This is a genomic window from Burkholderia sp. Ac-20349, assembly GCF_017104865.1.
GTDB classification, from domain to species: Bacteria; Pseudomonadota; Gammaproteobacteria; order Burkholderiales; family Burkholderiaceae; genus Burkholderia; species Burkholderia aenigmatica.
In genome coordinates, this window is sequence record NZ_JAAGPM010000101.1 from 16,738 (window position 1) to 28,854 (window position 12,117).

General features: G+C 65.4%; 12 protein-coding genes. 8 read left to right on the forward strand and 4 right to left on the reverse strand.

The genetic code is table 11. The features are described 5' to 3' along the window. Positions 1-10: 10 nt before the first annotated feature. Positions 11-568 carry a hypothetical protein gene (locus G3N61_RS27230; protein WP_089452295.1) on the reverse strand — a complete coding sequence of 186 codons (558 nt, stop codon included), beginning with the start codon at positions 566-568 and terminating at the stop codon, positions 11-13. Positions 569-944: 376 nt separating this feature from the next. On the opposite strand from G3N61_RS27230, the gene G3N61_RS27235 reads away from it, so the two are divergent. The 6 genes from G3N61_RS27235 (at position 945) to G3N61_RS27260 (ending at position 6,654) form a co-directional block, all read left to right on the forward strand. Beyond that, on the forward strand, positions 945-3,188 hold the full coding sequence (locus G3N61_RS27235; protein WP_089452293.1) for a TonB-dependent siderophore receptor: 2,244 nt from the start codon (positions 945-947) through the stop codon (positions 3,186-3,188). Positions 3,189-3,191: 3 nt separating this feature from the next. Next, complete coding sequence (locus tag G3N61_RS27240) at positions 3,192-3,959, forward strand: tetratricopeptide repeat protein (protein ID WP_205824040.1); 768 nt, start codon at positions 3,192-3,194, stop codon at positions 3,957-3,959. After that, positions 3,956-4,639 carry a Fe2+-dependent dioxygenase gene (locus G3N61_RS27245; RefSeq protein WP_175025694.1) on the forward strand — a complete coding sequence of 228 codons (684 nt, stop codon included), beginning with the start codon at positions 3,956-3,958 and terminating at the stop codon, positions 4,637-4,639. The genes G3N61_RS27240 and G3N61_RS27245 overlap by 4 nt, the downstream gene beginning before the upstream one ends. A 304-nt stretch (positions 4,640-4,943) precedes the next feature. Continuing rightward, a complete protein-coding gene (locus tag G3N61_RS27250) occupies positions 4,944-5,624 on the forward strand; it encodes a M15 family metallopeptidase (RefSeq protein WP_346778591.1) in 681 nt (226 codons plus the stop codon). Between the two features lie 103 nt (positions 5,625-5,727). Further along, entirely contained in the window at positions 5,728-6,312 is a 585-nt protein-coding gene (locus G3N61_RS27255) for a nucleotidyltransferase family protein (RefSeq protein ID WP_043179911.1), read from the forward strand. Between the two features lie 201 nt (positions 6,313-6,513). After that, on the forward strand, positions 6,514-6,654 hold the full coding sequence (locus G3N61_RS27260) for a hypothetical protein (protein WP_021158153.1): 141 nt from the start codon (positions 6,514-6,516) through the stop codon (positions 6,652-6,654). A 35-nt stretch (positions 6,655-6,689) separates the two neighbouring features. On the opposite strand, the gene panE is transcribed toward G3N61_RS27260, so the two are convergent. Continuing rightward, on the reverse strand, positions 6,690-7,637 hold the full coding sequence (gene panE / locus G3N61_RS27265) for a 2-dehydropantoate 2-reductase (RefSeq protein ID WP_205824042.1): 948 nt from the start codon (positions 7,635-7,637) through the stop codon (positions 6,690-6,692). A 250-nt stretch (positions 7,638-7,887) separates the two neighbouring features. On the opposite strand from panE, the gene G3N61_RS27270 reads away from it, so the two are divergent. After that, entirely contained in the window at positions 7,888-9,441 is a 1,554-nt protein-coding gene (locus G3N61_RS27270) for a methyl-accepting chemotaxis protein (protein WP_043179916.1), read from the forward strand. A 102-nt stretch (positions 9,442-9,543) separates the two neighbouring features. On the opposite strand, the gene G3N61_RS39725 is transcribed toward G3N61_RS27270, so the two are convergent. Together G3N61_RS39725 and G3N61_RS27285 are read right to left on the reverse strand one after the other, a co-directional pair. Beyond that, the gene (locus tag G3N61_RS39725) at positions 9,544-10,383 is read right to left on the reverse strand and encodes a hypothetical protein (RefSeq protein ID WP_241017932.1); all 840 of its coding nucleotides are present in this window, start codon (positions 10,381-10,383) and stop codon (positions 9,544-9,546) included. Between the two features lie 181 nt (positions 10,384-10,564). After that, positions 10,565-11,236, reverse strand: a complete 672-nt coding sequence (locus tag G3N61_RS27285) for a response regulator transcription factor (RefSeq protein WP_089452460.1) — start codon at positions 11,234-11,236, stop codon at positions 10,565-10,567. A gap of 403 nt (positions 11,237-11,639) precedes the next feature. Between G3N61_RS27285 and G3N61_RS27290 the strand changes: the two genes are divergently transcribed. After that, entirely contained in the window at positions 11,640-12,095 is a 456-nt protein-coding gene (locus tag G3N61_RS27290) for a hypothetical protein (RefSeq protein WP_205824043.1), read from the forward strand. Positions 12,096-12,117 lie beyond the last annotated feature (22 nt).

The following is a 12,117-nucleotide window of genomic DNA, read 5'->3' on the forward strand; positions in this document are numbered from 1 at the left end:
ACTCATCCCCTCAACAGGACGACCCTTGATTCGCCGAGCATCGGCGGATCGGTCGTCCGCCCGGATCGACCTCCATGCTCGCATCGGTAACCGACTGCAGGTACATCCCATATGGCCCGGTCTGCGCCACGACGTTCAACACGCCACGGGGGGCGTCTGGCGAAAGTCCCCAACGCACTCCGCAGATCTTCACGCGCTCTCGAAGAAACGGGGCATCAAACGCCACACCGAACCTGCAGTTCTTCCAGCCATCGGTACGCGTGTACTCAACTCGGTAAGTCTGGGTTGCCGTAGCAGTCAATCGCGGCAGGGCCTGAAGAGCGCTCCAGATCAACCAAAATCCGATTCCAGCCCCGGCGGCGAGACTTCCCAACGCGTGAACCAATGGATTCTCCAGTGGCTTGCGCATGCCCCTGAACATCCACAAGCTGCCGAGTGCGGCGGCAATTGCACCGATCGTCGCGAACTGAATCACCGGTACGGTGGGTCCGGCAAACGAATTCTGCGCCAGCACGGAGAGCATGAAGGCCATCAGAATGGCCGCAGAAATGGCGCCGAGTTGAAACACAACGAATCGATTGTCGGGATTCAGAGACGCCCCCTTGGCGTGCGTTGAAGATCTGCCAATGTGCCACGGTTGCGGCACCCCTTATCTCAATAGTCACCAAGCGACTGCAAACCAATCCCGGTTTTCTCATCAACGCCCCCCCACTTCCCCAGGCGCGAACCGAGGCCCATCACCCCCTCGGACCACGCGATCCCGTGCTCACAACCACCCCGCCACATTCGTTAACAATTTCCCAACAAACGCGAACAAGAACGCTTCTCATTTAACTAAAAATTACATAGAATGCCGCCTGAAAACAAATCGTAATAATTCCCGACGGCATGCACATTTTCGCAGCGCACCGCCCCGGGGCCACACCGCGAGGTCGAAGCGCACCATGAAGTCACGTTCCGACGAGCTGAAGCTCGGCAAATTCACCACCCTGTGCAGCGTGCTCGCCGCGAGTCCGGCATTCGCGGCGGACGGCACGCCGCCGCCCGCCCCGGCGAGCACCGAAGGCCATCTCGCGCCGATCGAGATCCAGGGCAAGGCCGAGCACAGCTACAAGGCCGACTTCTCCGCTTCCGCGAAATTCACCGCACCGCTCGTCGATACGCCGAAATCCGTCACCGTGATCCCGCAGGAACTGATCCAGAACAGCGGCGCGTCGACGCTGACGGAAGCGCTGCGCACCGTGCCCGGCATCACGTTCGGCGCCGGCGAAGGCGGCAACCCGCTCGGCGATCGTCCGTTCATCCGCGGCTACGACACGCAGGGCAGCATGTTCGTCGACGGCATGCGCGACACGGGCGCCACGACGCGCGAGATCTTCAACACCGAGCGCATCGAGATCACCAAGGGTTCCGACGGCGCGTACGGCGGTCGCGGCGGCGCGGGCGGCAGCATCAACCTGATCACGAAGGCCCCGCACCTCGGCACCACCGCCGCCGCGAGCGCGGGCCTCGGCACCGACCGCTATCGCCGCTTCACGGCCGACGGCAACTGGCAGTTCGCCGATCACGCCGCGTTCCGCCTGAACCTGATGAGCCACAACAACGACGTCGCCGGTCGCGACGCCGTGAACAACGAGCGCTGGGGCGTCGCGCCGTCGATCGCGTTCGGCCTCGGCACGTCGACGCGCGTCGTCGCGAGCTACTACCACCTGTCCACCGACGACCTGCCCGACGGCGGCATCCCGTACTACTACGGCTTCAACCTCCCGAAGGGCGTCGCCACCGACGGCCCGGCGCCCGTCGACCGCCACAACTTCTACGGGCTGATCAACCGCGATTTCCGCAAGACCACGTCGGACATCAGCACGCTCAAGATCGAGCACGACATCACGTCGTCGCTGACGATCCGCAACACCACGCGCTACACGGAGTCCACCCAGGACTACATCTGGACGCAGCCCGACGACAGCCAGGGCAACGTGGTCAACGGCAAGGTCTGGCGGCGTGCGAACACCCGCAACAGCGCGATCAACAGCATCGCGAACCAGACCGAGCTGTTCGGCGAATTCCGCACCGGCCCGTTCAAGCACAGCTTCACTACCGGCATCGAGCTGTCGCGCGAATGGGGCAAGCGCGACACGTACAACGTCGCCACCGCGAACGGCAAGATCTGCCAGAACGGCATCGGCGCGGCGTCGGGCTACAACTGCACGAGCCTGTGGTCGCCGAATCCCAACGACCCGTGGGCCGGCTCGATCACGCGCAACAACGACTACTCGCGTGCCCGCACCGTGACGAAATCGATCTACGGCTTCGACACGATCGAGATCACGCCGCGCTGGCAGGTCAACGGCGGCGTGCGCATCGACGACTACTCGACCCGCTTCACCGACACCAAGGCCAACGGCGGCAAGACCACCACGCGTGACGACACGCTCGTGAACTGGCAGGCCGGCCTCGTGTTCAAGCCGGCGCAGAACGGCAGCATCTATGCGTCGTACGCGACGTCGTCGACGCCGGCCGGCATGCTGCTCGGCGAAGGCAGCGAATCGCAGTCGCTCACGCCGGGCCGTGGCGGCGTCGGCTCGAACGCCGATCAGCTGTCGCCGGAAAAGAACCGCAGCATCGAGCTCGGCACGAAGTGGAACGTGCTGAACGACAAGCTCGCGCTGACCGCCGCGCTGTTCCAGATCGACACGACGAACGCACGCGTGACGCTGCCGAACAACCAGTACGCGATGGTCGGCAACAAGCGCGTGCAGGGGCTCGAACTCGGCGTCGCGGGCCAGATCACGAAGCAGTGGCAACTGTTCGGCGGCTATACGTACATGAAGAGCGAACTGCGCGACAACGGCAAGGACACGGCGAGCAACGGCAACCAGTTCCCGAACACGCCGAAGCACAGCTTCACGATGTGGTCGAACTACGACGTGACGCCGAAGTTCACCGTCGGCGGCGGCGCGTTCTACATGTCGCAGGTGTTCGGCGATACCGCGAACCAGCACGCGGTGCCGTCGTACTGGCGCTTCGATGCGATGGCGCAGTACCGGATCAACAAGAAGCTCGACCTGCAGCTGAACGTGAACAACCTGTTCAACCGCACCTACTTCGACCAGGCGTATCCGGCGCACTACGCGTCGATCGCACCGGGCCGCTCGGCGTTCGTCACGCTGAACGCGCGCTACTGATCGATGGAGGCCGTGTCGCTGAAGGCACTCGCGTCGGTATCGCCGCGCGAGTTCGCCGACATCCTGGCCGGGCCGCCCGAGCGTGCCGCCGCGTGGGTCGCGGCGGCGGCCGACAACGGCATCGTCGATGCGCAGGCCGTCTACGGGCAGTACCTGCTCGACGGGCATGGCGTCGCGCGCGATCCGGCGGCCGCGTTCAACTGGTTCCGCCACGCGGCGCGGGCCGGCCACGCGATGGCGATGAACATGCTCGGCCGCTGCTACGAGTTCGGCTGGGGCACGGCCGCGTGCGCACCGGTCGCCGTGTACTGGTACCGGCTCGCCGCGCAAGCGGGGCTCGACTGGGGCATGTACAACTACGCGACGGCGCTCGCGCTCGGCAACGGCGTCGACGAGAACCGCGCCGACGCGCTCGACTGGTTCCAGCGCGCGGCCGCGCTCGGCCATGCGAAATCGATCAACCTGATCGGTGGCTTCTACGAGGATGGCTGGGTCGTCCCGGTCGACCCCGACGCCGCGTTCGACCACTATCGCCGCGCCGCCGTGGCCGGCGACTTCCGCGGCCAGTTCAACCTTGCGCGGCTGCTCGCCGAGCGCGGGCGCATCGACGAAGCGCTCGCCTGGCTCGCTCGCGTACCGGCCACGGCTACCCCCGCGTTCGTCGCGAAGATGTACGCGTATCTCGCGTCGTCGCCGATCGACGCGTTTCGTGCGGCGGCGATGCAGTTGCCACCGCAGCCGCAGCCGCACTGCATGGAATCCGCATCATGATGCTTCATATCCCCGGCGTACTGACGAAAGCGCAGGTCGCGCAATGTCGCGAGCTGCTCGATGCAGCCGAATGGGTCGACGGCAATGCGACGTCCGGCACGCAGTCGGCGCTCGCGAAACGCAACCGGCAACTGCCGGAAGGTTCACCGGCCGCGCGCGCGGTCGGCGACGCGATCCAGGACGCACTCGCACGCCATCCCCTGTTCTTTTCCGCGGCGCTGCCGCTCAAGGTGTTTCCGCCGCTGTTCAATCGCTACGAAGGCGGCGAGACGTTCGGCACGCACGTCGACAACGCGATCCGGCTGCTGCGCGGCACGGATTTCCGCGTGCGCAGCGATCTGTCGGCGACGCTGTTTCTCGAAGAGCCCGATGCGTACGACGGCGGCGAGCTGTGTGTCGAGGATACGTACGGCACGCATCGCGCGAAGCTGCCGGCCGGCGACCTCGTGCTGTATCCGGCATCGAGCCTGCATCACGTCACGCCCGTCACGCGCGGCGAGCGCGTCGCGTCGTTCTTCTGGATCCAGAGCATGGTGCGCGACGACGGCGACCGCACGCTGCTGTTCCAGCTCGATACGCAGATTCAGGCGCTGTCCGGCGAGAAAGGCGCGAAGGACCCGATGGTCATTGCGTTGACGGGGATTTATCACAACCTGTTGCGGAAGTGGGCGGATGCGTAGCCAACGGAACGCCATCCAGCCGCTGGACGTATTGCGCGGCTCGCTCTTGCGCTACGACGATCCCGTCGATCCAATCGAGGAAAGCGCCCGGGAAGCGCCGCAACGCGACACCCGAAACGAAGGCGTCCACGCAGACACGTCCATCGAGACGCCCAGATAGGCACGCACGGCCCGCAGCGAAAACCGCAACACATCCTCCGCCGGACTCTGGCATATTGGCGATTCGTCTGACAAAAACCACACCGGCCTGTCTCTCCGCCGGCTCGTGGCCCACAACCGTCATCGCGCCATTTCGTCCACTATCGTGATTTCGCTCTCCGATCCCGTTGTCCGGTCGATTGCTCTGCTGGAGTCGCCCGAAGAATTTGTCGATCTCGCAGGCTTCCATGACCATATCGCCGTCGATCTCGGCCGCCGCGACATCAAGAGCAGAAGCCCGAATTTCCTGAAAGTCCGTCGTGGCGTGGCGGACCGGCTGATTGCCGCTGCGCACGCGCTACCCGACGGCCTGCGCCTGTACGTCAAGGAAGGCTATCGTCCGCTGGCCCTGCAGCGCGACTACTTCTCCAAGCACCTCTCTCACCTGCGCCGCACGCTGAATCCGCTGCCGGACGAAGACACGCTGATCGCACTCACGAGCCACTACGTCGCCCCGCCGGAAGTCGCCGCCCATCCGACGGGTGCAGCCGTCGACCTGACGCTGATCTCGGCGGAAGGCATCGAGCTCGACATGGGCTGCGTCATGAACGCCACCGACCAGGAATCATCCGGCGCGTGCTACACGCACAACCCGTTCATCAGCCGCGTGGCCGCCCGCAATCGCCAGGTGCTGATCGCCGCACTGACGGGCGCCGGCTTCACGAATTACCCGTCGGAATGGTGGCATTGGTCGTTCGGCGACCGCTATTGGGCCGTCATGCACCATCAATCGCACGCAATTTACGGTCCCGTCGAGGAAGACATGCTCGACGAAGCCGCGCGCTGACATTCTTTCCGACGAAACGCGCCCGTCTCGGTAACATCCTCACTTGTCGATCCCTGCTCGCTCCCGCACAATCGCAGCACCTGCTTCACTCTCCCCCGCGCCGATGTCCTACGCGTCATTCGCCACCGGCGTCCTTCTCGCCGGCGGCCTCGGTCAACGCTTCGACCCGAGCGGCCTGCACAGCAAGCTGCTCGCGCCGCTTCCCGACGGCACGCCGGTTGCGGTCGCGGCCGCCCGCCATCTCGCGGCGGTCACGGCCGACGTAATCGCCGTCGTGCGTCCCGGCGCCGAAAAACTCGCGATGCTGCTGAACGAAGCCGGCTGCCATGTGGTCTACGCGCCCGATGCGCTGCGCGGGATGGGCGCGAGCCTCTCGGCCGGCGTGCGCGCGACGCCCGAGTCGAACGGCTGGCTCGTCGCGCTCGGCGACATGCCGTGGATCGCGGCGTCCACCTACGAAACCGTCACGCGCGCGCTCGACGCGGACGGCGCGTCGATCGTCGCGCCCGCCCATCGCGGCGTGCGCGGCCATCCGGTCGGTTTCGCCGCGCACCACTTCGATGCGCTCGCCGCCCTCGACGGCGACACGGGTGCCCGCGCGCTGTTCGCCAGCGCACCGGTCAAGCTGCTCGACGTCGACGATCCCGGCATCGTGCGCGACGTCGACACGCCGGCGGATTTGCGCTGACCGCGATCACGCAGCGTTCGCGCTGCAACGCATGACCCGCGCCGACGCAGCAGATTCCTGCACGAAAACCGCCCATGCACGGATTGCGCAGACGAAAGACCGCCGCCGCAACAATCCCGCTGCAAACGCATGCCCGATTGGCTATAACGGAGACGAGGCGCCCCGCCGCGCCACCGCCGTCACGCACTGCGCGAGTTCTCCATGACCGATCACACGACCCCGACGCCCGAGCCACCGGCCGACCCGAACCGCGACCCGGAAGACGACCCGCTGTCGTCGCCGCCCGGCCATCACGACAACCCGCAACAACCGGACGGACCGCCGAGCAAGGATCCGGTCTAGCCGCCGGGCGGCCGCGCGACCGCCCGCTCCGGTGCCTACGCGGCCGCGTGCTCGCGCGCCGTACGCACTTCGTATGCCTTCAGGTGGTTGTACGCGATCCGCAGCAGCGACAGCGCATCGGCTGCCTGCGGGTCGCGGCGCGCGAGCAGGTCGCCGATCACGTGATCGGCTTCGACACGCGCATGGTTCTCGACGTCGCGCAGCATCGACGCGGTCAGCGGCGACGGCGTCAGCACCATCCGCTGCATCCGCTCGATGGCGGCCGGGTCGGGCCGGTGGCCGTTGTGCTCGGCAATCGCGCTGCATTCGGCGAGCATCGTCTCGAGCAGGTGGCGGCCGTCCGGCGCGGCGAGAATGTCGCCGACCGAGCCGCGGAACAGCGACGTGCTCGCGGCAAGGGTCGCGAGGAACACCCACTTTTCCCACATCCGCGCGGCCACGTTGTCGCTGAGCGTCGCATCGAAACCCGCGCCGCCGAGCACGTCGGCTACCGCGCGCACACGCGGCGATTCACCGCCCGCGAGTTCGCCGAAGGTGACCCCATGCGTGTCGTTGAGGTGCACGATGCGCTGCTCGCGATCGAGCGTCGCCGCGATCACGCACAGCCCGCCGAGCACCTGCGCGGCGCCGAACCGCTCGCGCAGCACGTCGAGATGACGCATCCCGTTGAGCATCGGCAGGATCAGCGTCTGCGGGCCGACGAACGGCGCGAACGAGAGAATCGCGTCGTCGAGGCTGTATGCCTTGCAGCTCAGCAGCACGAGGTCGAACGGCGCGACCCCGGCTTCCGCATCGCCCGCGCGCACGGTCTGCACGTTCGCGAGCGTCAGGTCGCCGCGCGGGCTGCGGATCAGCAGCCCGTCACGCGCCAGTGCGGCCGCGCGGCCGTCGCGTACCAGGAACGTCACATCGCGCCCCGCAGCGGCCAGCCGGCCGCCGAAGTATCCGCCGACCGCGCCGGCCCCTACCACCAGAATTCGCATCGTTGCCTCCTTTCGGTTTCATTTGCCGCCGCGCCGCCGGGCCGGGCCCGCGGCGCGCATGCAATCGCCCCGACAGTATAGCGACGCCCGTTATGCATATGCATAGATACCCGTATCGGCGTCGAAGGCATCGGCGCCGGTACCGGTTCCTAGGGATAACCCGTCTACGGCGACCCGCGTCGGGCGCCGTCAAGACATCTATCCCGTCACGCCGTTTCGGCGAGCTTCCAAGACCGACCGACCACACACCATGCGCAACCTTTCCCTGAATCAGAAACTCGCCTCGATGATCGTCATCCTCTGGCTCGGCCTGCTCGTGATCGCGGGGCTCGGCGCCTGGCAGACGCGCGCATCGATGATCACGGACCGCCGCGACCAGCTCGCGTCGCTGGTCGCGCAGGCCACGAGCGTGGCCGACCATTACTACAAGCTGTCGCAGCAGAATGCGCTGCCGGAAGCCGACGCCAAGCAGAAGGCGCTCGAGGCGATCGCCGCGATGCGCTACGGCGCCGACGGCTACATTTCCGTCAACGACTCGAAGCCCGTGATCGTGATGCATCCGATCAAGACCGATCTCAACGGCAAGGACGTGTCGAATTTCACCGATCCGAACGGCAAGCACCTGTTCGTCGAGATCGTGAAAGCCGGCAACGTGGAAGGCGGCAAGGGCTTCGTCGAATATCTGTGGCCGAAGCCGGGCGCCGACAAGCCGCAGGAGAAAACCAGCGCCGTGCAGCGCTTCGCGCCGTGGGACTGGTATCTCGTGACCGGCATGTACATGAACGACGTGCGCTCGGCCGTGCTCGAGAGCATCGGCCGCTGGCTCGCGATGACGACCGTGCTCGGCGGGATCGCGACCGCCGTGATGGTGCTGGTGCTGAAAAGCGTGCGCGCGAACCTCGGCGGCGAGCTGGAAGTGGCGCTCGACGCCGCGCAGCGCATCGCGCAGGGTGACCTGACCGCGCGCGTCACCGTGAAGCAAGACGATCGCGGCAGCCTGCTGCATGCACTGCACACGATGCAGGGCGGGCTGATCGACATGGTGTCGCGCGTGCGGATGGGCACCGAGAACATCAACGTCGGCGCGAGCGAGATCGCGTCCGGCAACACCGACCTGTCGCAGCGCACCGAGGAACAGGCGGCCGCGCTGGTGCAGACCGCGTCGAGCATGGACCAGATGACCGCGAACGTGAAGCAGAACGCGGACAGCGCGGCGCAGGCGGCCTCGCTCGCCGACCAGGCCGCGCAGGTGGCGACGCGCGGCAGCGCGGTGGTCGACGACGTCGTGCGCACGATGAACGAGATCACCGACCGCTCGCACAAGATCGGCGACATCATCGGCGTGATCGACGGGATCGCGTTCCAGACCAACATCCTCGCACTGAATGCGGCCGTCGAAGCCGCGCGGGCGGGCGAACAGGGCCGCGGCTTCGCGGTGGTCGCGGCCGAGGTGCGCTCGCTCGCGCAACGCTCGGCGACGGCCGCAAAGGAGATCAAGACGCTGATCGTGTCGTCGAACGAGACCGTCGAGCAAGGTGCGGCGCTCGTCACGAATGCGGGCGAGACGATGGCCGAGATCGTGCAGTCGGTGCGGCGCGTGAACGAGATCCTCGACGAGATCAGCCATGCGTCGCGCGAACAGAGCGCCGGGATCGAGCAGGTCAATCGCGCGGTGGGCGAGATGGACCAGGTCACGCAGCAGAACGCGGCGCTCGTCGAAGAAGCCGCGGCAGCCGCGCATTCGTTGCGCGATCAGGCCGAGGCGCTGCGGGATGCTGTGACGCGGTTTGCGTTGCCGACGTAGGCCTTGAAAGCGTGCGGGCCCGGTTTTCCTGCGCCTGGCCCGCAAGCTCGATCGGCATCGATCGGGATGTCCTCGTGTCTGCACGTCGTGTCCCGTGTTAGGTCACTGCGTCTTCGGTACGGGGTTCAGGTTCGGGCAGCAGTGATTCGGGCACCCCGGACTAACGTTGACCTCGACGCGTCGCCCGGATTGACCAAACTTGTCCGGCTTGAAGATCTTGCCGGCCAGGGCGCGATTCTCGCCGTGGATCGAATATTGATCCAAGACCGACATCACGCTTTCGGCTCGTCGCGTCGCAAGCTGTTGTGCGTCATGTTCGGTCCGTTCGGCCAACCCGTTCAACCACACGGTATCGATGATCGGAAAGCGTTTGTGCAGGTCGATCGACCATTCGGACAACCGTGATAGCTCGGCCGGCGAAATTGCGCTCGAATCCGTATCGAACACAATATCGATGTAGTGGGCGGGCATGTTCGATGCGCCGTCACATGCGGCGAATGCGTGTACGCAGGTCAACGCAAGCGCGGCGGCAACTGCGAATTTAGTAATCGCCATCGACAACATACCCCGCAATGCTATCGGCGTTGTTAATTGCCAAGGCAGGATTCGACCGGCCCCAAGGCGCCAGAAGCGGTGTGATGGTGTATTTGTCGTCAGTGGAAGACATGGCGTCGTGAAAATGTGTAGCTTCGTGGATTTCACGGTGACTGACAATCGGCCTTGCTGCTCGATGAAATGACGGGTATCGACTTGCCGAAAGTCGAACGGCCAAAAATGGCCGTCGTTGCGCGCGAGCGCTCGGGAACCCATGACCGCATCAAGTGGAGAAAGGTAGGTGCAAATGAACGCGGCATGCGTGCAGATCATTTGCATGTTTCCTTTGTACGTCGGATCAAACACACCGGGCACATCGGTCGGCAACGTATGGAGTTGCTGCACCATTACTTAAAGCTTGATTGATGAATGAAGGAAATACGGACATTGGGCATGTTCCTTTTGGGTCATAGACTCGGACACCTTGTACGTCGACGGACCATAGACAGTCGCCGGCAAGAATTTCGTTGTCTATAGGATGAGTACGATATTTATTCGCACTCCGACTCAATATGTGATCGCGCGCTGTTCAGCAAGCGTCCCTCGACATGCCCGACGCCCCACCGAGCCCCAGCCCCGCCGCTCGCTGGATCAGCTCGACGTCGTTGTTCGCGCCGAGCTTCTTCATCGCACTGATCTTCTGCGCACTGACCGTCTGCTTGCCCTTGCTCAGACGGTGCGCGATCGTCTTGATCGGCACCCCCGACAGATACAGGCGAATGACCTCGATCTCGCGCGCCGTCAGCTTCGCGGGCGCCTCGCCGCGGTCGCCGCATGCGTCGACCGCGCGCCTGACGAGCGGCGACAGGTAACGCCCGCCGCTGTAGCTCGAATGAATGGCCGTGACGATATGGCCGACCTCGTCGAACTTGCTGACGATGCTCACGCTGCCGGCCGCGAGGATCGACCCGAAGATCAGTGGATTCTCGTTCGCGACCAGCGCGACGATCCCGACGTTCGGACGCGTGCGCCGCAGCCAGTCGAACAGCGCGAGGCCGTCCATCTGCGCGTCTCCGCGAACCGCATAGTCGACCAGCACGACATCGCAGTCGACACTGCCGAACGACGCGACCAGTTCGGCCACACTCCGGTAGACCGCAACGAGCTCGATCGCACCGCCGCTGCCGGCGACCTGCTCGATGCCGGCCAGCGTCAACGGCCAGTCGTACGCGAAGACGATACGAACATTGAATTTCCTCATGCGCAGTTCCAGGTGGTTCGCCAGCCACGCGACGCGAACGCGCATGGCCGGTTTGGCGTTGAAAGGACGTTCAGGCTATTTTTAGCCTGAACGTCGATTCTATGAAGCTGCGCGCGGACGGGATATCGGACGGTATCGGGATCGGCCGTCCGGGACGTAATACGAGTTTGATATTTGCGCCGGTTCGAGCGCCCGACACATGGCGACCGGCATCGGCAGGCATCGGCCGGATGGCCAGCGTGGCGGGCCGTGCGGGCCACTCGGCCGGCCAGCAGGTAAAATTGCACCCTTTGCATGCCGCGCCGGGCCACCGGCGGCGAGCGACGCGCCGATGCCGGCCGCGCGCCACCGCCCTGTTCCCGGCTGCCCATCCGCCGGCTGCCCGTACTTCCCCGCTTTCCCCATGACCGAATCCGACCTGCAATCCGACGACACCTCCATCCACGAAGACGGCCTCTGGCGCGACAACGGCTGGACGGCCCGCATCATCAAGAACGAAGACGACGACGGCTGGGCCGTCGAGATGATCAAGGACGGCGAGTCCGAGCCCGCGCTCGTCGGGCCGTGGACCATGGGCCGCGACAAGAAGAACCCGAAACCGATGGACGCGAACGCGTTCCGCACGCTCGTGAAGACCGCGACCGAGGTGCTGATGCGGCACGAGCAGCAGCGGCGCGCGATGCTGCACAAGGAAGTGACGGTTCAGGGCGACGACGACCAGGATGTGTCGGTGACGCTCGACATCGTGCCGGACGAGTTCGAGCCGTACGCGCAGCTCAAGGCCTTCGATCCGTACGGCGAGCTGCTGGCCGAAGCGAAGGTGTCGGCCGGGTTAAAGATCAACAAGGCCAGCGCGTAACGATTGGTAGCATTTTTTTTTT

Bases quoted from the DNA above. Each gene is read 5' to 3' on its own strand.
- G3N61_RS27235 (WP_089452293.1), top strand. From the start codon at position 945: ATGAAGTCACGTTCCGACGAGCTGAAGCTCGGCAAATTCACCACCCTG.
- G3N61_RS27240 (WP_205824040.1), top strand. From the start codon at position 3,192: ATGGAGGCCGTGTCGCTGAAGGCACTCGCGTCGGTATCGCCGCGCGAG.
- G3N61_RS27245 (WP_175025694.1), top strand. From the start codon at position 3,956: ATGATGCTTCATATCCCCGGCGTACTGACGAAAGCGCAGGTCGCGCAA.
- G3N61_RS27255 (WP_043179911.1), top strand. From the start codon at position 5,728: ATGTCCTACGCGTCATTCGCCACCGGCGTCCTTCTCGCCGGCGGCCTC.
- G3N61_RS27260 (WP_021158153.1), top strand. From the start codon at position 6,514: ATGACCGATCACACGACCCCGACGCCCGAGCCACCGGCCGACCCGAAC.
- panE (WP_205824042.1), bottom strand. From the start codon at position 7,637: ATGCGAATTCTGGTGGTAGGGGCCGGCGCGGTCGGCGGATACTTCGGC.
- G3N61_RS27270 (WP_043179916.1), top strand. From the start codon at position 7,888: ATGCGCAACCTTTCCCTGAATCAGAAACTCGCCTCGATGATCGTCATC.
- G3N61_RS39725 (WP_241017932.1), bottom strand. From the start codon at position 10,383: ATGGTGCAGCAACTCCATACGTTGCCGACCGATGTGCCCGGTGTGTTT.
- G3N61_RS27285 (WP_089452460.1), bottom strand. From the start codon at position 11,236: ATGAGGAAATTCAATGTTCGTATCGTCTTCGCGTACGACTGGCCGTTG.
- G3N61_RS27290 (WP_205824043.1), top strand. From the start codon at position 11,640: ATGACCGAATCCGACCTGCAATCCGACGACACCTCCATCCACGAAGAC.